The following is a 22,568-nucleotide window of genomic DNA, read 5'->3' on the forward strand; positions in this document are numbered from 1 at the left end:
TCAGACGACGACGACCCGATGTGCCGCGCGCCACCGCTCGAGCAACTCGTCCGGTGCGCGGTCGACGACGACCACCACCGCCAGATCCTCGAGTCCCCCGGGTTCGAGGGTGTCGAGCGCGTCGGCGGTCAGGTGGGCGTGGGTGACCCACTCGTCGTACAGGGCCGCGTCGAGGGCCTCCCCCGAGTCGGCGCCCTCCGGCACCACGACGACGGTCGCGCCGGTCGCCGTGACCAGCAGCGGCTCGAGGACCCCGCCCTCCGCCGCCGGCGAGCCGACCGCGGCGCTGCGCGACTCGTACGTCAGGCCGTACCGCTCGCGCAGCTCACCGATCCGGTCGATCACCTCCGCCTGGGTGAGCGTGCGCGTCGCGGTCACCAGGGCCGGGCTCTCGGGCTCGACCGGGCGCAGCCGGTCGGCGTAGGAGACCGGGTGCGCGGCCTGCGCCGCCTGCTCGGCACGCAGCTCCTCGTCGTCGAGCTGCAGCCACGGGACGGCGGGCAGGCCGGTGACGCCCGTCACCGTCAGACCCAGCGTCACCCGGGCCGGGTCCGGCATCGTGGCTGCCGGGTCGGCGGGATCGACCATCAGCAGGGCCGCCCCGGTCTTGGCGACCGCCCACTGCGCCACCACGGACCGGACCGACCGAGGGACGGCGACGGCGACCACGTCGCCGGCACCGACACCCCGCGCGACGAGCACCCGCGCCAGCCGCGAGGACCGCGCGTCCAGTTCGCGGTACGGCACCTCGGTGCCGTCGACGGCGACGGCCGGGGCCTCCGGATCCTCCTCGACCACGTTCGCCAGCACCGCGGCGAGCGTGCGGCCGGTGCTCGTGACCGGAGCCGCCGCGGGCTCGGCCTCGGCGACGAGGTGCGCCCGCTCCGCCGCGTCCATGAGGTCGATGTCTCCCACCACGGCCTGCGGATCGGCCACGAATGCCTCGAGGACCCGCACGAACCGCTGCGAGAGCACGTTCACCTCGGACTCGTCGAAGTACCGCTCGAGGTACTTGAAGGTGAACACGATCTCCGACTGCGCGAGGGTGAGCAGGGTCAGCGGGTAGTGCGTCGCGTCGTCGAGCCGGACGTCCCTGACGGTCATCCCGTCGAGGTCCGTCGCGGCCGCCGACAGGGCAGCCCGGTCGATCGGGTACGACTCGAACACGAGCAGGGTGTCGAAGCCGATCCGGCCGCCGGCCCGCTGCTGGATCTCGGTGAGACCCAGGTAGTGGTGGCCGAGCAGGTCCGCCTGCTGTGCCTGCACGCGACGCAGCAGCTGCGCGATCGTCTCGTCGTCGTCCGTGTCCACCCGCACCGGCAGGGTGTTGATGAACAGACCGACCATCGACTCGACGCCGGGCAGCTCGGCCGGGCGGCCGGAGACGGTGGCACCGAAGGTCACATCGGAACGACCCACGATCCGGCCGAGGAGCACCGCCCAGGCCGCCTGCACCAGGGTGTTCACGGTGATGCCGAGGCTCGAGGCCAGGGCCGACACCGCCGCGGCACGTTCCTCGTCGAACACCACGTGCACCGAGGAGATGGCGTCCGCGTCCGGTCGGCGCACCGACGGGGCGAGGACCGTCGGTTCCTCGACACCGGCGAGTGCCTTCGCCCACACCTCGAGCGACGCCTCCCGGTCCTGTTCGGTGAGCCACTCGAGGAACTCCCGGTAGGAGTGGGCGGCGGGAAGCGCGGTGACATCCCCGCGTGTGACGTACAGCGCCATGAGGTCCTGCATGAGGACCGGCATGGACCAGCCGTCGAGCAGGATGTGATGGACCGTCACCGCGAGCAGCGAACGACCCTCGGCCACGTCGACGAACAGGAACCGGATCAGCGGAGCCTGGCCGAGGTCGAAGCGCCGGACCTGCTCGTCGCGCAGGACGCGGGCCAGCTCGGCGTCGCGGGCGTCCTCGGCGAGGTCGCCGAGGTGCTCGTGCCGCCACTGCACCTCGACGTCGCCCAGCACCAGCTGCACCGGGTCGCCGCTGTCGGTGACGAACACCGTCCGCAGGTTCGGGTACCGGTCCAGCAGTGCCTGCGCCGCGGCGCGCAGCCGCTGCGGATCCACCGCCCCGCCGAGCTCGAGCACCGCCTGCATCGTGTAGACGTCCACGCTCGCCTCGGTCATGAGCGCGTGGAAGTGCAGTCCCGCCTGCAACGGCGACAGCGGCCACACGTCGGTCACCGAGGGGTACCGCGACTGCCACACGTCGAGGTCGTGCTGGGCGACCGGGACGAGCGGCACGTCCGACGGGGTCAGGCCGCCGGCGCCCGGCCCGCGGACGTGGCGGGCCAGCGCCGAGAGCGCCTCGTGCCAGTGCTGGGCCAGCTCCTCGATCTCCGAGCGCTCGACCACCCCGGCGGGGAAGCCGAAGTGCGCCTCGAGCCGCCTGCCGTCCGGTCCGTACGAGACGGTCGCGGTGACGTCGACGGTCGTGGTGACCGGCGTCCCGGCGGGACGGACGGTCCGGTCGCCGGGTGCCGCCGTCGGGGACCACGCGCCGCCCTCGACGGACGCGACCGGCTCGCCGAAGTGGAGGGCGACCTGCGGCCGCGGAGCGCTCAGATCCCCGGCGGAGTCGGGGTCGAGGTACCGCAGCAGACCGAAGCCGGCACCGTCGTCGGGCAGGGCCCGCAGCTGTTCCTTGACCGCCTTGACGGCGGCGCCCATCGCCGGTCCCCCGGAGAACGCGTCGTCGACGTCGATCCCTCCGAATCCCGCACGGAACGGGAAGGAGATGGTGAGGCATCCGACGGTCCGAGACAGGTCGGCTCCGGGGACCACCGTGGAGTCGCGTCCGTCCCCGTCCAGCTCGAGCAGCGTGGCCGTCTCGTCGATGCCCCGGTCCCGGCGCCACCGCACCAGGGCCAGACCCAGCGCGGTGACCAGACCGTCGCGGACGGTGCCGTGGAACCGCTCGGGCACCGCGACGAGCAGTGCCTCCGCGTCCGCAGCCGGCACCGTGGTGTGCACGTGCTCGACCGTGGTGCCGACATCGACGGCGGGATCGAGCGGACGGTCCCCGATCGGGAAGTCCGGCGTGTCCAGGATCGACCGCCACCGGTCGAGTTCCGTTCGGCGCTCGGTGCGGCCGGCCGCCTCGACCAGCCCGTGCGCCCAGCGGCGCAGGGAGGTCCCGACCGGCGGCAGCACCACGGGCTGCCCGGCCGCGAGAGCGTCGTACGCGGCGGCCAGATCGGCGATCAGGATGCGCCGGGACGTGTCGTCGGCGACGAAACGGTGGGCGACGATCAGCAACGTCTCGCCGCGCCCGTCGTCGATGCGGACGAACTGCACCATCCGGCCCGCGGCGGGGTCGAGTCGCTCGACCGCCGCCGCGAGGGCCCGCTCGGCGCGGGTTTGCAGGTCGTCGGGCACGCCGGGCGCCGGTTCCCCCTGTGCCAGCAGGGTTTCCGGGTCGACGGTGCCGGGGGCCCGCACCCGCAGGGTGACGGCACCGTCGGCGTCACGTTCGACGATCGCGCGTAGCGCGTCGTGGTGATCGACGACCGCGCCGACCGCACCGGCCAGCGCGTCGGCGTCGACGCCGGCGGGCAGGGTCACCGCCGTCGACACGGCGAGCCGATCGACGTCGCCGGAAGCCTCGAGGGCTGCACGCATCACCGGAGTCAACGGGACGTCCCCGATGCCGCCGCCGGGCAGTTCGGTCAGTGTGCGCTCGGCACCGCCGGTGAGGGTGGCGATCTCCGCCAGCCCCGCGACGGTCTTGCGTTCGAACACGTCCCGCGGGGTGAACACCACGCCGCGGGCCTTCGCGCGCGAGACCAACTGGATCGAGACGATGCTGTCGCCGCCGAGGGCGAAGAAGTCGTCGTCGAGACCGACCTGCTCGAGACCGAGGACCTCGGCGAACACCCGCGCCACGGCCTCCTCCGTGACGGTGGTCGGGGCCCGGAACTCCCGCGCCTCGAACACCGGCGCGGGCAACGCCTTGCGGTCGAGCTTGCCGTTGACGTTCAGCGGCAGCGCCTCGAGCACCACGAACGCCGCCGGCACCATGTACGACGGCAGGTCCCGTCCGAGGCGGGTGCTCACGTCGGCGACGTCGAGCACGACGCCGGGCTGCGGCACGACATAGGCGATCACCTGGGGTCCGACCCGGTCGTCGTCGCGGACGACGACGGCCACGTCCCGCACGTCGTCGAGTCCGCGCAGCGCGGCCTCGATCTCGCCGAGCTCGATCCGGAAACCACGCACCTTGACCTGGAAATCCGTGCGGCCCACGTACTCGAGCCGGCCCGCCGCATCCCACCGCACCAGGTCACCGGTGCGGTAGAGCCGCTCACCGGCACCGAACGGGGACGCGACGAACCACTCCGCCGTCAGATCCGCCCGCCCGTGATAACCGCGGGCCAGCTGCGCACCCGCCAGATACAGCTCGCCGGACACCCCGACCGGCACCGGCCGCAGCCGCCCGTCGAGCACGAACACCCGCGAGTTCCATTCCGGCACACCGATCGGCACCGACACACCCGCGGCGTCGTCGACCTCGTGGAAGGTCACCGACACCGCCGCCTCCGTCGGACCGTACAGATTGTCCAACCGGGCCGCGTTGTGCGCCAGGAACCGACCCGCCGTCGCCGCCGGCAACGCCTCACCGATCGCGAGGACCCGTCGCACCGACGCGGGGAGACGGTCCTCGCCGTCGACGAGGAGCGTCTCGAGCATCGAGGGCACCACGTGCAGCGTCGTCACGGACTGCTCGGCCATCAGGGTGTTCAGATAACCCGGGTCGCGGTGCCCGTCCGGCGCCGCGATCACCACCCGGCCACCACAGACCAGCGCCGACCAGAACTCCCACACCGACAGATCGAACGTCGCCGCCGTCTTCAGCAGCACCGCATCGTCGGCACCGAGCGCATACTCCGCCCGCTTCCACACCAACTGGTTCACGACCGCCCCGTGCGGCACCGCCACACCCTTCGGCCGACCCGTCGACCCCGACGTGAAGATCACATACGCCGTGTTCGACGCCCGCAACGGCGCCCGTCGCTCCGCATCGGCCACCGGAGCACCCGACAGCTCACCGAGGTCGAGGGTGTCGAGGCTGAGCATCGGGATCGTCTGTCCCGGCACCTCGAACCCGTCGCGCCCGGTGGTCAGCACCACCACCGGCGCCGCCACCTCGAGGACGTACCCGGTCCGCTCGGCCGGCTGATCCGGATCCAGCGGCACATACGCACCGCCGGCCTTGGCCACCGCGTACATCCCCACCAGCAACTCCACCGACCGGCGCATCGCCAGCGCCACCGTCGACTCCGGCCCCACCCCGACAGAAATCAGGTGCCGGGCAAGGCGATTGACCCGCGCATCGAACTCGCCGTAACTCAGCGTCGCACCCTCGAACACCAACGCCGGCGCCTGCGGTGCCCGCCGCACCTGCTCGTCGAACAGATCCACCAACGTCGCCGACGCATCCACCTCGTGACCGGTCTTGTTCCACGCCTCGAGCACCCGCACCCGCTCGGCCGCCTCGAGAATCTCGATATCCCCCAGCGCCACCGACGGATCCGCCACGACCGCCTCGAGCACCCGCACGAACCGCTCGGCGAACACCACGACGGTCGGCTCGTCGAACAGATCCGTGGCGTACGTGAGCACGCTCGTGATCCCCTCGGGAGCACCGTCGTCGGCGTACCGGTCGGTGACCACCAGGTGCAGGTCGAACTGCGAGGTCTGCAGATCCGCGTCCACACCGGACACGGTCAGTCCCGGCAACTCGAGACTCGTCGTCGCGAGGTTCTGGAACGACAGGCCCACCTGGAACAGCGGGTGCCGGGCCGTCGACCGCTCCGGGTTGAGCACCTCCACCAGGCGCTCGAACGGCACGTCGGCGTGTGCGAAGGCCTGCAGGTCCCGCTCCCGCGCCTGATCGAGCAGGTCCGCGAAGGACGCACCGGACTCGACCCGGGTACGGAAGACCAGCGTGTTGACGAACATGCCGATCAGATCGTCGAGTTCACGCTGACCGCGACCCGCGATCGGCGTGCCGATCGCGATGTCCTCGGTGCCCGACAGCCGCGCAAGCAGCACCGCGAACGCGGCATGCACGGCCATGAACAACGTCGCGCCCCGGCCGCGGGCCAGCTCGACCAGCTTCCGGTGCAGATCGGCATCGATCGTGAAGTCGATCTTGCCGCCCGCGAAGGACTGCACGGCCGGCCGCGGCCGGTCGGTCGGCAGATCCAGCTGGTCCGGCAGATCCGCCAGGGCCTGCTTCCAGTACGTCACCTGCTTCGCGGCCACCGACGCCGGGTCGTTCTCGTCGCCGAGCACCCGTCGCTGCCACAGGGCGTAGTCGGCGAACTGCACGGGCAGCGGCATCCAGTCCGGGGCGTTGCCGGTCGACCGGGCCACGTACGCCGTCACCAGATCGCGGGTGAGCGGCCCCATCGAGGAGCCGTCCGCCGAGATGTGGTGCACGACGAACGCGACGATCGTCTCGTCCTCGCCGACGGTGAACAACCGCACCCGGATCGGGGCCTCCGACGTCACGTCGAACCCCGTGTAGGCCAGCTCGCGGATCCGGTCGGCCACCTCGTCCCAGCTGGTGGCCACCGGCGTGAGGTCCGGGACCACCGCCGTCACCGGCAGCACGACCTGGACCGCGCCGTCCTCGGTCTCCGGGTACGCCGTGCGCAGCACCTCGTGCCGGGCGAACACGTCCCGGATCGCATCCTGCAGCGCGGCGACGTTCAACCGGCCCGACAGCCGCAGCGCCACCGGCAGGTTGTAGGCCGCCGACTCCGGGTCGAAGCGGTTGAGGAACCACATGCGCTGCTGCGCGAGCGAGAGCGGGACCCGATCCGGCCGCGGCCCGGCCACCAGCGGCACCGACCCGCCGGAGCCGGCGTGCTGCTCGACGTGCGCCGCGAGCGCCTCGACCGTGGAGGCGTCGAACAGCACCCGCACCGGCACCCGCGAATCCAGCGCCGCACCCAGACGCGCCACCAACTGGGTGGCGATCAGGGAGTTGCCGCCGAGCGCGAAGAAGTCGTCGTCGAGACCGACCCGTTCCACGCCGAGCACCTCGGCGAAGATGCCCGCGACGATCTCCTCGATCGGGGTCGTCGGTGCCCGGAACTCGCGCGCGGCGAACGTCGGTGCCGGCAGCGCCCTGCGATCGAGCTTGCCCGAGGTGTTCAGCGGGAACTCCGCAAGCACCACGATCGCCGCCGGCACCATGTACGACGGCAGCGTCCGCGACACGAACTCGATCACCTCGCCGGCATCCACCTCGCGGCCCGGGGCGGGAACCACATACCCGGCGAGCTGGTCGCCGGTCGGGGTCGGCACGACCAGCACCGCGGCCTGGTTCACCGACTCGTGCGCCAGCAACGCCGTCTCGATCTCGCCGAGCTCGATGCGCTGACCGCGGAACTTGACCTGGAAATCGGTGCGGCCGATGTACTCGAGCTCCCCCGCCTCGTTCCACGTGACCAGGTCGCCGGTGCGGTACATCCGCTCCCCCGGCGCCCCGAACGGGTTCGCGACGAACCTGTCGGAGGTCAGGTCCGGGCGACGGACGTAGCCGCGTGCCAGCTGCACGCCCGCCAGATACAGCTCACCCGGGACACCGACCGGCACCGGCCGCAGCCGGCCGTCGAGGACCAGCACCCGCACGTTCCACTCCGGGACGCCGATCGGCACCACGTCGACCGGTCCGTCGGCCGGTGCCTGCCAGAACGTCGCCGACACCGCCGCTTCGGTCGGGCCGTAGAGGTTGTCGATCGCGGCGGTGCTGATGCGCCGCACGCCCTCGATCGTCTCCGGCGGCAGTGCCTCGCCGATCACGAAGATGTGGCGCAGCGTGGTGCACGACTCGCGGTCGACGTGGGCGGCGAACACCGTGAGCATCGACGGCACGAAGTCGGTGATCGTCACCTTCTCGCGGGCGATGACGTCCGCCACGTAGACGGGGTCACGATGCCCGTCGGGTGTCGCCACGACCAGCTTCGCCCCCACGCTCAGCGGCATGAAGAAGCCCCACAGCGACACGTCGAACGTCGTGGCCGTCTTCTGCAGGTAGACGTCCCGCGCCGTCATCTCGAACTCGTCGAGCATCCACGCCGTCTGGTTGACGATGGCGCGGTGGGTGACGGCGACGCCCTTGGGCCGGCCGGTCGAACCGGACGTGAAGATGGCGTAGGCCGTGTTGTCCGGGCGCAGCGGCGCCCGCCGGTCCCGATCGGTGACGGGCGCATCCGAGATCGCCGACAGGTCCAGCTCGTCGACCAGGACGGCGTCGACGGTGAGTCCGTCGGGGACGGTGAACTCGTCGCGGGCGGTCGTGACGATGCACACCGGATCGGCCGTGTCGAGGATGTGCCGGACGCGGTCGACCGGGTGATCCGGATCGATCGGCACCCACGCGCCGCCGGCCTCGACGATCGCGTACATGCCCACCAGCAGGTCGAACGACCGCCGGATCGCCAGGCCCACCAGGGACTCCGGTCCCACACCCTGCGAGATCAGGTGCCGCGCGAGCCGATTGACACGGGCGCCGAACTCGGCGTACGTCAGCTCGGCCCCCTCGTAGGCCAGCGCCACCGCATCCGGGGTGCGCCGGACCTGCGCCCCGAACCGGGACAGCAACAACTCGGTGCCGTCGAGAGCATGGTCCGAGGCGTTCCACCCGTGCAGGATCTGCTCGAGCTCGGCCGGATCGAGCAGCTCGACGTCGCCGACCGGCAGCGCCGGCTGCCCGGCGATCGTCTCGAGGACGCGCACGAACCGCGACAGCAGCGTCTCGACCTGCCGTGCGTCGAACAGCCGACGCTGGTAACGCAGGTCGAGTTCCATGCCGGATCCGACGTGGACGAACAGGCTCAGCGGGTAGTGGGTGGCGTCGTTCGTGCCGACACCGGTGACCGACATGCCGTCGATCGACGCCGCCTGTTCGGCCAGCCCCTTCTCGTCGAGCGGGTAGGACTCGAACACCGTGAGGGTGTCGAACGCGACGGCCGGCCCGGCGACCCGCTGGATCTCGGTGAGTCCCAGATGATGATGCTCGAGCAGCTCCGCCTGTTCCCGCTGCAGACGATGCAGGAACCGCTCGATCGGCTCCTGCGGATCGAACGTCACCCGCACCGGCAGGGTGTTGATGAACAGGCCCACCATCGACTCCACACCGGGCAGGTCTGCCGGCCGGCCCGACACGGTGGCGCCGAAGACGACGTCGTCGCGTCCGGTCGACCGGCCGAGCAGCACACCCCAGGCCGCCTGGACGAGGGTGTTGACGGTGACCCCGAGCCGGGCTGCGGCCGAGGCGATCTCGGCCGTGCGGTCGTCGTCGAGCAGCAGCCGTACGCGGTCGGCGCCCTCGGCACCGGGGTGCCGGTCGGTCGCCGGGGCGAGCAGCGTCGGCTCCTCGAACCCGTCGAGCACCCGCGCCCACGTGGCGCGGGAGGCGTCGAGGTCACGCTCGGCGACCCACGCCAGGAACGACCGGTAGGAGCGGGCCCGAGGCAGCGGCGACTCGTCCCCGCGGGTGGCGTACAGCATCATCATGTCCTGCATCAGCAGCGGCATCGACCAGCCGTCGACGAGGATGTGATGCACGGTCACGCCGAGCTGGTAGCGGCCCCCGCCGAGCGACGCGAGGACGAACCGGATCAGCGGCGCCTCGTCCATCGCGAACCGGCGCGCCTGCTCCTCCCGCCAGAACGGCACCGTCGCGCGCACGCCCTCGTCGGCGACGAGCTGCGACAGGTCGGCCTCGCGCCACGGCACCCGCACATCCGACAGCACCACCTGCACCGCGGCACCGGCGGCGTCGTTGACGAACACCGTCCGCAGGTTCGGGTACCGGTCGAGCAGCGCCTGCGCCGCGCCGCGCAGCCGCTGCGGATCGACCACGCCGTCGAGGTCGAGCACGGCCTGGATCGTGTAGACGTCCACGCTGGATTCGTCCATGAGGGCGTGGAAGAGCAGGCCCGACTGCAGCGGCGACAGCGGCCACACGTCGGTCGCCGACGGGAAGCGCGCCTCCCACGCCTCGAGGTCCTGCTGGGTCACCGACACGAGCGGCACGTCCGACGGGGTCAGTCCGCCGGCGCCGGGCTCGCTCGCGTACCGGGCCAGCGCCGCGAGCGCGTCCACCCAGTAGGCGGCGAGAGACTCGACGTCGTCCGGGCCGAGAAGTCCGGTCGGGTAGGCGAATCCGGCCGCGAGCTGCGGTCCGTCCGCACCGTCGGACACGATCGCGTTGATGTCGACGACGGCGTTGGCGGGCATGTCCGCGTCGAGGGCGGCGTCGACCCCACCGAGCGCGTCCGTCGGAACCCAGCCGATCGCGGCGAGTTCCTCGGGCACGTCCGCCGCCGACACACGGCCGAGGTAGTTGAAGCTCACCTGCGGCTGGGTGGTGTAGCCGGACAGGACCTGCGAGCCGACCGGGTCGAGGTGGCGCAGCAGGCCGTAGCCCATGCCCTTGTCCGGGATCGCCAGGAGCTGTTCCTTGACCGCCTTGACGGCGGATCCCATGGCGGTGCCACCGCCGAAGGCGTCGTCGACGTCGATACCGGTCAGGTCCACCCGCACCGGATGGGCGCTGGTGAACCAGCCGACGGTGCGCGACAGGTCCGCGCCCGGCACCACCGTCTCCTCGCGGCCGTGGCCCTCGAACTTCAGCAGCGCGGACTTCGCGTCGATGCCGCGGTCGCGTCGCCACCGGGTCAGGGCCAGGCCGAGAGCGGCGATGAGCCCGTCGTTGACGCTGCCGTGGAACAGCGCGGGCACCGAGGTCAGCAGGGACTCGGTGTCGGCCGCGGGGACGGTCACCTCCAGCCGTTGCACGGTCGACGCGACGTCGACCGCCGGGTCGAACGCACGAGCGCCGAGCAGCGGATCGGGTCCGTCGAGCACCGACCGCCACAGCTCGAGCTCCGCCCGGCGTTCCGGCGCGCGCGCCGCGTCCGCCAGACCGTGGGCCCAGCGGCGCAGCGAGGTGCCCACGGCCGGCAACGCGACGTCCTGTCCCGCGGCCGTCTGACCCCACGCGACGGCGAGGTCGGGCAGCAGGATCCGCCAGGAGACGCCGTCGACCACGAGATGGTGCGCGACGACGAGCAGCACGCCGGCGCGGTCGCCGGGTCCGAAGTCGAACCACACGAACCGCAGAACGCGTCCCTCGGTGGGCGCGAGCCGGTCGAGCGCGGCGTCGAGCTCGCGTGACGCGACCGCGGTGAGCGCGGCGGCGTCGATGTCGGCGGGCACCTCGACGCGGGTGACGAGTTCGTCGGCGTCGACCGTGCCGGCGGCCCGCACCCGCAGCGCGGGGGCGCCGTCGGCGTCGTACTCGAGGATCGACCGCAGCGCGTCGTGGTGGTCGACGACGGCGCCGACGGTGCGCACCAGCACGTCCCGGTCGATGTCCTTCGGCAACGTCACCGCCACCGACTGGGAGAAGCGGTCGAAGCCGCCACCCCAGCCGAGCACCTCACGCATGATCGGGGTGAGCGGGACCTCCCCGACGCCGCCGCCGGGCAGTTCCTTCAGACCGCCCGGGCCCTCCCCCGCGGTGGTGCGGGTCGCGACCTCGGCGAGCCCGGCGACGGATCGCCGCTCGAACACGTCCCGGGGGGTGAACACGACACCGCGGGCCTTGGCGCGCGAGACCAGCTGGATCGACACGATGCTGTCGCCGCCGAGCGCGAAGAACGACTCGTCGACGCCGACCCGGTCGAGGCGCAGCACCTCGGCGAACACCTCGGCGATGATCTCCTCGAGGTCGGTACTCGCGGAACGGAATTCGCGTTCCTCGAGCTCCGGCTCGGGCAGCGCGTCGCGATCGAGCTTGCCGACCGGGGTCAGCGGGATCTTGTCGAGCACCACGATCGCGGACGGCACCATGTGCGCCGGCAGCGACCGGCCGACGAACTCGGTCAGCGCGGCGGTGTCGACCGTCGCGCCTGCCTTGGGCAGCACGTACGAGACGAGCACGGTGCCGCCGGAGGGTGTCGTGCGGCCGAGCGTGGCCGCGAACTCCACACTTTCGTGGGACGTCAGCGCCGAGTCGATCTCGCCGAGCTCGATGCGGAATCCACGCACCTTGACCTGGAAGTCGCTGCGCCCGACGAACTCGAGCTCGAGCCGGTCGTCGTCCATGACACGCCAGCGCACCATGTCGCCGGTGCGGTACATCCGCGCACCGTCCGCCGCGAACGGATCGGCGACGAACCGCTCCGAGGTGAGCACCGAACGCCGGTGGTAGCCGCGGGCAAGGGCGGCACCCGACAGATACAGCTCACCCGCGACGCCGACGGGGACGGGGCGCAGCCGGGAATCGAGGACGAGGGCGGTCGTGCCGCGCACGGGCCCGCCGATCGTGATCGGGTCTCCCGGCAGAACGTGCGCATAGGTCGAGATGACGGTCGCCTCGGTCGGGCCGTAGCCGTTGAGCAGCGTGCGGCCGGGCGCCCACCGGTTCACCAGCTCCGGCGGCAGTGCCTCACCGCCGACGACGACCACCTCGAGGCTGTCGAGGCCGTCGGGGTCGACGGTGCCGATCACCGCGGGGGTGATGATGGTGTGGGTGGGGCGTTCGGTGCGGAACAAGTCCGCGAGGTCGGGGCCGCCGATGATCGTCGACGGCACGACGACCAGCGTCGCGCCCTGCGAGAACGCCGCGATCCACTCCATCACCGATGGGTCGAAGCTCGGCGACATGATGTGCAGGAACCGGGAGCGGGACGTCAGGCCGTACAGGTCGATGATCGTGTCCAGCAGGCCGCCGAGACCGGTGTGGGTGACCACGACGCCCTTGGGCCGGCCCGTCGACCCCGAGGTGTAGATCAGGTAGGCGGGGTGCTGCGGGCGCAGCGGCCGGACACGGTCGGCGTCGGTGACCGGGGCCGCCGACCGGGTCGCGACGTCGGAGGCGAGGCCGGGTTCGTCGACGACCAGCCACTCCGCGTCGTCGGGCAGGCCGGGCCGGTGAGCGGTTCCCGTGATGCCCAGGGCGGCACGGGAATCGGAGAGCATGTAACGCACGCGCTCCGGCGGGTACGACGGGTCGACCGGCACGTGTGCGGCACCGGCCTTGGCCACCGCCCACACCGCCCGGACCATGTCGTAGGAGCGCGGGAACGCCACGGCCACGATGTTCTCGGGGCCGACGCCGCGCTCGACCAGCAGCCGCGCGAGCCGGGACGAGTCCTCGTCGAGCTCGCGGTAGGTGATCGACCGTCCCTCGTACCGCACGGCGGTCGCGTCCGGGTCGAGCGACGCGCCGGCCGTCAGGAGGTCGGCGAGGGTTCCGCCGCTGACGACGTCGGTACCGCGCACGTGGGTCAGCCGCTCGAGTTCGTGCGGCTCGAGCAGCGGCAGGTCACCGACGGGCAGTGCCGGGTCGGCGACGGCCGCGTCGAGGAGGTGCGCGAATCGAGCGGCGAAGCCCTCGACGGTGTCGGCGTCGAACAGGGACCGCGCGTAGGTGAACTCGGCAGAGATCCCGTCCGGCCCGCCGTCCGCCGCGGTGTGCTCCCGCAGGGTCAGCGCGAGGTCGAACTTGGCGCTGTCGACGTCGAACGGGACCGTGGACACGCTCAGGTCGGGCAGTTCGAGGCCGGTCTCGGGCAGGTTCTCGAACGACATGGCGACCTGGAACAGCGGGTGCCGGGCCGTGGACCGCTCGGGGTTGAGGATCTCGACGAGCCGTTCGAACGGAAGGTCCGCGTGGGCGAACGCCTCGAGATCGCTCTCGCGGATGCGCCCGAGATGCTCGGCGAACCCGGCGTCGGCGTCGATGTGGCTGCGCAACACCAGGGTGTTGACGAACATGCCGACCATCTCGTCGAGTTCGGCCTCACCGCGGCCGGCGATCGGCGTGCCGATCGCGATGTCGTCGGCGGCGGACATGCGCGCCAGGAACACCGCGAGGGCGGTGTGCATGACCATGAACAGCGTCGTGCCGCTGCGCCGGGCGAGGTCGGCGGCCTGCCGATGGGTGCCCGCATCGATGCGGAACTCGATCTTGCCGCCCTCGAAGGCCTGCACCGACGGTCGCGGCCGGTCGGTGGGCAGGTTCAGCTCGTCGGGCAGGCCGGCGAGCGTCCGCTTCCAGTAGTCGGCCTGCGCGGAGACGAGGCTGTCCGGATCGTCCTCCGCGCCCAGCACCTGACGCTGCCACAGCGCGAAGTCCGCGTACTGCACCGGCAGCGGCGCCCGGTTCGGTTCGTGCCCGGCCGCGCGCGCGACGTACGCGATCATCACATCGCGCGTCAGCGGTGCCATGGACCAGCCGTCGGCGCTGATGTGGTGCGCGACGAACACCAGCACATGATCGTCGTCGGCGACGCGGAAGAGCCTGGCCCGCAAGGGGATCTCGTCGGTGACGTCGAAGCCCGCGGAGACCACCTCGGTGACCCGGGCGACGAGGTCGGCCTCGGACACCGGTTCGGGTGTGAGGTCGGGTGCCGCCTCGGCGACCGGCAGGACCACCTGGTAGGCGTGCCCGTCGGACTCCGGGTAGACGGTGCGCAGCACCTCGTGCCGGGCGACGACGTCGCGCACCGCGGCCCGCATGGCGTCCACGTCGAGCATGCCGGTCAGCCGGACGGCGACCGGGATGTTGTTCGCCGCCGATTCGGTGTCGAACCGGTTGAGGAACCACATGCGCTGCTGGGCCAGCGACAGCGGCACCCGGTCCGGCCGCGGCTGCGGCACCAGCGGCGGACGCCCGCCACCGCCGGCGTGCTGCTCGACCGCGACGGCGAGCGCCCCGGCCGTGGTCGCCTCGAAGACGGCCCGGACCGGGATCTTCGCGTCGAGCGCGGCGCCGATGCGGGAGACGACCTGCGTGGCGAGCAGCGAGTTGCCGCCGAGCTCGAAGAAGTCGTCGTCGACACCGACCCGGGTGAGACCGAGCACGTCGGCGAACACGCCCGCGACGATCTCCTCGACGGGGGTGCTCGGAGCGCGGAACTCGCGCGCTTCGAACACCGGCTCCGGCAGCGCCCGGCGATCGAGCTTGCCGTTGACGTTCAGCGGCAGCGCCTCGAGCACCACGAACGCCGCCGGCACCATGTACGACGGCAACGCCCCGGCGAGCCCGGACTTCACGTGCGCGAGGTCGAGCACCGCGCCCGCCTCCGGCACCAGGTACGCCACGAGCTGCGTGCCCGTCCGATCGTCCTCCCGGGCGATCACCGCGACGTCGCGCACGTCGTCGGCACCGCGCAGCGCGGCTTCGATCTCGCCGAGCTCGATCCGGAATCCGCGCACCTTGACCTGGAAGTCGCTGCGGCCGAGGTACTCCAGGCGCCCGGCCGAGTCCCATCGGACGAGGTCGCCGGTGCGGTAGAGCCGGTCGCCGTCGCCGAACGGCGAGGCGACGAACCGTTCCGCCGTCAGATCCGCACGGCCGTGGTAGCCGCGTGCCAACTGCGCACCGGCGAGATACAGCTCGCCGGACACCCCGACCGGCACCGGGTGCAGACGCCCGTCGAGCACGTAGACCCGCGAGTTCCATTCCGGCACGCCGATCGACACCGAGGCCCCGGAGACATCGGCCACCTCGCCCGCGGTGATCGACACCGCGGCCTCGGTCGGGCCGTAGAGATTGACCAGCTGCGCGGTGTTGTGCTGCAGGAATCGCTGCGCCGTCGCCGCCGGCAGCGCCTCACCGATCGCGAGCACCCGGCGCAGAGACCTGGGCAGCACCCCGTCGGAGTCGACGAGCAGCGCCTCGAGCATCGACGGCACCACGTGCAGGGTGGTGACCGCCTGCTCGGCCATCAGGGTGTTCAGGTAGCCGGGATCGCGGTGGCCGTCCGGCGTGGCGATCACCAGGCGGCCACCGGAGACCAGCGCCGACCAGAATTCCCACACCGACAGGTCGAACGTCGCCGCGGTCTTGAGCAGCGCCGCGTCCTGCGACCCGAGCCCGAAGTGCTCGCGCTTCCACAGCAACTGGTTCACGATCGCCGCGTGCGGGACCGCCACCCCCTTCGGCCGGCCCGTCGACCCCGAGGTGAAGATCACGTACGCGGTGTTCGACGCCCGCAGCGGCGCCCGCCGCTCGGCGTCGGTGACCGGGTCACCGGTGTAGTGCGCCAGGTCGGCCGTGTCGATCGCCAGGTGCGGGACAGAGCTGTCCCCCGGTAGCTCGAACGCGTCCCGCTCGGTGGTCAGTACCACCACCGGTGCCGCGGCATCGAGGATGTATCCGGTCCGCTCGGCCGGCTGGTCCGGGTCGAGCGGCACGTACACGCCACCGGCCTTGGTGACGGCATACATGCCGACGAGCAGCTCGGTCGATCGGCGCATCGCCAGGGCGACCGTCGATTCGGGACCGACCCCCGTCGAGATCAGGTGCCGGGCGAGCCGGTTGACGCGGGCGTCGAACTCGCCGTAGGTGAGCGTCTCGCCCGCGAAGAACAGGGCGGGGGCGTCGGGGGTGCGGTGCACCTGCGCGTCGAACAGGTCGGCGAGGGTCGCCGAGGTGTCGACGGCGTGACCGGTGTCGTTCCAGCCCTCGAGCACCCGGAGCCGCTCGGTGTCGTCGAGCAGCGGCACGTCGCCCACCGGCAGCGCCGGGTCCGCCACCACGGACTCGAGCAACCACAGGAAGCGCCGGGCGAATCCGGCCACCGTGGACTCGTCGAACAGGTCCGTGGCGTAGGTGAAGAAGCCGGTCACGCCGGCCGCGGCGCCGTCCTCGGCGTGCCGGTCGGTGACGATCAGATGCAGATCGAACTGCGAGATCTCCATGTCCGCATCGACGTTCGCGATGGTCAGACCGGGCAGCTCGAGGCGGGACTGAGCGACGTTCTGGAACGACAGGCCCACCTGGAACAGCGGGTGCCGCGCGGTCGAGCGGACGGGGTTGAGGACCTCCACGAGCCGCTCGAACGGCACGTCGGCATTGGCGAATGCGCCCAGGTCGGCCTCGCGCGCCTGCGCCAGCAGTTCCTCGAACGCCGCATCCGGACGAACCTGCGTCCGGAAGACCAGGGTGTTGACGAACATGCCGATGAGGTCGTCGAGGGCCCGCTCGTCACGGCCCGCGATGGGCGTGCCGATCGCGATGTCGTCGGTGTCGGACATCCGTGCGAGGAACACCGCGAGGGCGGTGTGCATCACCATGAACAGCGTCGTGTTGCTGCGACGCGCGAGCTCGATCAGGCGGGCGTGCAGTTCGGGGTCGACGGCGAACCCGGTCCGGGCGCCGGCGAAGGACTGCACGGCCGGACGCGGCCGGTCGGTGGGCAGGTCCAGCTGGTCGGGCAGACCGGCCAGGGCCTTCTTCCAGTACGCCACCTGCTTCGCCGCGATCGACTCGGGATCGTCCTCGGAGCCGAGGACCTCCCGCTGCCACAGCGCGTAGTCCGCGTACTGCACCGGCAGCGGTGCCCACGCCGGGAACTCGCCCTGCGAGCGCGCGATGTAGGCCTGCATCAGATCCCGGGTGAGCGGACCCGCCGACGAACCGTCGGCCGAGATGTGGTGGACGACCAGCGCGAGCACGTGGTCGTTGTCGGCAAGCCGGAACATCCGCAACCGCAACGGCACCTCGGTGGTGACGTCGAAGGTGGTGGACCCGAGTTCGTGGACGGCCGCAAGGATCTCGTTCTCGGCGACGGGGACCGGGGTGAGGTCCTGTTCGGCCTGGGCGGCGGGCACGACGACCTGGATCGGGCCGTCGGCCGTCTCCGGGTAGTAGGTGCGCAGGATCTCGTGCCGGGCGACGAGGTCTCCGACCGCCGCCTGCAGCGCCGCGACGTCGAGCGTCCCGGTCAGCCGGATCGCCATCGGCACGTTGTACGCGGCGGTGTCCGTGTCGAAGCGGTTGAGGAACCACATGCGCTGCTGCGCGAGCGAGAGCGGGATGCGCTCGGGACGCGGCCGCGCCTCGAGCGGGCGCCGTGCGTCGGCACTCTGATGCTGGACGGACACCGCGAGGGCTTCGACGGTGGGCGACTCGAACAGCGCGCGGATCGGCACCCGGACGTCGAGAGCGGCACCGAGCCGGGAGGCGACCTGGGTGGCGAGCAGCGAGTTGCCGCCGAGGGCGAAGAAGTCGTCGTCGAGACCGACCTGCTCGAGACCGAGGACCTCGGCGAACACCCGCGCCACCGCCTCCTCCGTGACGGTGGTCGGAGCCCGGAACTCCCGCGCCTCGAACACCGGCGCGGGCAGAGCCTTGCGGTCGAGCTTGCCGTTGACGTTCAGCGGCAGCGCCTCGAGCACCACGAACGCCGCCGGCACCATGTACGACGGCAACTGCTGCGCCAGGGACGACTTGAGTTGTGCCGCATCGATTTCCGCACTTCCGGCCGGAACGACGTAGGCCACGAGCTGCGCGCCGCCGCGGTCGTCGTCGCGCGCGATCACCGCCACGTCCCGGATGCTGCCGAGTCCGCGCAGCGCGGCCTCGATCTCGCCGAGCTCGATCCGGAAACCACGCACCTTGACCTGGAAGTCCGTGCGGCCCACGTACTCGAGCCGGCCCGCCGCATCCCACCGCACCAGGTCACCGGTGCGGTAGAGCCGCTCACCGGCACCGAACGGGGACGCGACGAACCGCTCCGCCGTCAGATCCGCCTGCCCGTGATAACCGCGGGCCAGCTGCGCACCCGCCAGATACAACTCACCCGGCACCCCGACCGGCACCGGCCGCAGCCGCCCGTCGAGCACGAACACCCGCGAGTTCCATTCCGGCACACCGATCGGCACCGACACACCCGCGGCGTCGTCGACCTCGTGGAAGGTCACCGACACCGCCGCCTCCGTCGGACCGTACAGATTGTCCAACCGGGCCGCGTTGTGCGCCAGGAACCGACCCGCCGTCGCCGCCGGCAACGCCTCACCGATCGCGAGCACCTGCCGCAGCGAGTTCGCCAGGCTTCCGCCGGTCTCGACGAGCAGCGCCTCGAGCATCGAGGGCACCACGTGCAGCGTCGTCACGGACTGCTCGGCCATGAGCCCGGCGAGGTAGCGAGGGTCGCGGTGCCCGTCCGGCGCCGCGATCACCACCCGGCCACCACAGACCAGCGCCGACCAGAACTCCCACACCGACAGATCGAACGTCGCCGCCGTCTTCAGCAGCACCGCATCGTCGGCACCGAGCGCATACTCCGCCCGCTTCCACACCAACTGGTTCACGACCGCCCCGTGCGGCACCGCCACACCCTTCGGCCGACCCGTCGACCCCGACGTGAAGATCACATACGCCGTGTTCGACGCCCGCAACGGCGCCCGCCGCTCCGCATCGGCCACCGGAGCACCCGACAGCTCACCGAGGTCGAGGGTGTCGAGGCTGAGCATCGGGATCGTCTGTCCCGGCACCTCGAACCCGTCGCGCCCGGTGGTCAGCACCACCACCGGCGCCGCCACCTCGAGGACGTACCCGGTCCGCTCGGCCGGCTGATCCGGATCCAGCGGCACATACGCACCGCCGGCCTTGGCCACCGCGTACATCCCCACCAGCAACTCCACCGACCGGCGCATCGCCAGCGCCACCGTCGACTCCGGCCCCACCCCGACAGAAATCAGGTGCCGGGCAAGGCGATTGACCCGCGCATCGAACTCGCCGTAACTCAGCGCCTGCCCCTCGAACACCAACGCCGGCGCCTGCGGGGCCCGCCGCACCTGCTCGTCGAACAGATCCACCAACGTCGCCGACGCATCCACCTCGTGACCGGTCTCGTTCCACGCCTCGAGCACCCGCACCCGCTCGGCCCCGTCGAGAATCTCGATATCCCCCAGCGCCACCGACGGATCCGCCACGACCGCCTCGAGCACCCGCACGAACCGCTCCGCGAAACCGGCCACGGTGCCCTTGTCGAACAGGTCCGTCGCACACGTGAACGTCGCGTCGATTCGAGCCGGCGTCCCGTCCTCGTCGTAGCGGTCGAAGACGGTCAGCTGCAGGTCGGTCTTGGCGAGCTCGAGCTCGAAGTTGGTCGGGGAGACGGTCAGCCCCGGCAGTTCCAACTTCGTCTGTGCGAGGTTCTGGAAGGACAGGCCCACCTGGAACAGCGGGTTCCGGGCCGTCGACCGCACGGGATTGAGCACCTCCACGAGGCGCTCGAACGGCACGTCGGCGTGCGCGAACGCACCGAGGTCCGTCTCCCGGACCTGAGCCAGGAACTCGTCGAATGCGACATCGGACTGCACGCGGGTGCGGAAGACCAGCGTGTTGACGAACATGCCGATCAGATCGTCGAGCACCCGCTCGCCGCGGCCCGCGATCGGCGTACCGATCGCGACGTCCTCGGTACCCGACAGCCGTCCCATCAGGGTCGCCAGGGCGGCGTGCACCACCATGAACAGCGTGGCGTTGTGGCGGCGTGCCAGATCCTGCAGACCCCGGTGCAACTCGGCGTCGACGGTGAAGTGCAGCGAGTCGCCACGGAAGCTCTGACGCGGAGGTCGTGGGCGGTCGGCGGGGAGATCGATCTGGTCGGGCAGACCGGCCAGGGTCCGCTTCCAGTACTCGATCTGCTGCGCGGCGACGGAGTCGGGATCGTCCTCCGAACCGATGACGTCGCGCTGCCACAACGCGTAGTCCGCGTACTGGACGGGCAGCGGCTCCCACCCCGGGGTCTCCCCGCGGGACCGGGCCTCGTAGGCGATGGTGACGTCGCGGGCGAGGGGTGCCATCGAGGCGCCGTCCGCGGAGACGTGATGCACGACGAACGCCAGGACGTAATCGGTGTCGGTGATCCGGAAGATCCGCGAGGCCACCGGCACCTGACGTGTCACGTCGAAGGTCGTGGACATGAACGCGACGATTTCCTCGGTGAGGTTGTCCTCGGTGACGTCGTACGGCGTCAGATCGGGCAGCGCATCGTCCACGGGGAGCACGATCTGGTGCGGTCCGCCGTCGGGATCCGGGTAGTAGGTGCGCAGCATCTCGTGCCGGCCGATCACGTCGCGCACCGCCGCCTGCATCGCGGCGAGATCCAGCTCGCCCTGGAGTCGCACCGCGAAGGGAATGTTGTCCACCGCGGAGGAGGTGTCGAACTGGTTGAGGAACCAGTACCTCTGCTGGGCGAGCGACAGCGGCACCCGCTCGGGACGCGGTGCCGCCTCGAGCGGGCGCCGGGCACCGGTACCGATCTGGCGGCCGACCTCCGCGGCGAACGCCTCGACGGTGGAGGTCTCGAACAGCACCCGCAGCGGCACCGACGCGTCGAGCGCCGCCCCGATCCGCGAGACCACCTGCGTGGCGATCAGCGAGTTGCCGCCGAGCGCGAAGAAGTCGTCGTCGAGACCGACCCGCTCGAGACCGAGCACCTCGGCGAACACACTCGCCACGATCTCCTCCACCGGAGTCGTCGCGGCACGAAACGCCTTGACCTCGAACACCGGCTCCGGCAACGCCTTCCGGTCCAGCTTGCCCGACGCGTTCAGCGGCAACTCCGCGAGCACCACGAACGCCGACGGCACCATGTACGACGGGAGGTGCGCCTCGAGGGTGCGACGAGCGAAGGCGTCGTCGAACGCTCCGGCCGCCGGGACGACGTACGCCACCAGCTGCTCGGCACGGACCAGCGCGACCGCCTGGGCCGCCTCGGTGTGTTCGACGAGGGCGGCTTCGATCTCGCCGAGTTCGATGCGCAGACCACGCAGCTTGACCTGGAAGTCCGTGCGGCCCAGGTACTCGAGCTCCCCGCCGGCGGTCCACGTCACCAGATCACCGGTGCGGTACAACCGCTCCCCCGCCGCCCCGAACGGGTTCGCCACGAACCGATCCGCGGTCAGATCCGACCGGCCGACGTACCCGCGCGCGAGCTGCACACCCGCCAGATACAACTCACCCGGCACCCCCACCGGCACCGGATGCAACCGCCCGTCGAGCACGAACACACCCGTGTTCCACACCGGCGCACCGATCGGCACCGACACCACATCCGCGTCGGTCACCTCGTGGAACGTCACATCCACCGCGGCCTCGGTCGGCCCGTACAGGTTGTGCACCGCCGCCCCCGGGACCAGCGTCCGCAGGCGCGCCGCGACGGCGCCCGGCAGTGCCTCACCCGAGGCGAAGACGTAGCGGAGCGAAGGCAGGTCGGCCACGGTCGGCTCGGCGACGAACACCGCGAGCATGGAGGGCACGAAGTGGACCACCGAGACGGACTGCTCGGCCATCAGCGCAGCAAGGTAGGCGGGGTCGCGGTGCCCGTCCGGGGCCGCGACCACCAACCGCGCCCCCACCTGCAACGGCCAGAAGAACTCCCACACCGACACATCGAACGTGAACGGCGTCTTCTGCAACACCACATCCGCGCCGGTCAGCCCGTACCGCCCCTGCATCCACACCAGACGATTGACGATCGCCGCATGCGAGACCGCCACCCCCTTCGGCCGCCCCGTCGACCCCGACGTGAAGATCACATACGCCGTGTTCGACCCCCGCAACGGCGCCCGCCGCTCCGCATCGGACACCGGCGCACCCGAGTACCCCGACACATCCAACTCGTCGAGCACCAGAGTGCGGACAGAGCTCTCCCCCGGCACCACGAACCCGTCCCGCGTCGTGGTCAACACCACCACCGGCGACGCCACCTCGAGGATGTACCCGTTGCGCT

General features: G+C 71.5%; 1 protein-coding gene (running past one end of the window). It reads right to left on the reverse strand.

Annotation, left to right across the window (positions count from 1 at the left end; genetic code table 11):
• Positions 1–22,568, reverse strand: partial view of a non-ribosomal peptide synthase/polyketide synthase gene (locus ACWPQI_RS16845; protein ID WP_474738401.1) — the 3' portion only. It continues 6,976 nt past the right edge of the window; only the last 22,568 of its 29,544 coding nucleotides appear in the window; its start codon lies off the right edge, out of view — the gene reads right to left on this strand; the stop codon is at positions 1–3.

It is taken from the genome of Rhodococcus sp. LMD (genome assembly GCF_056108245.1).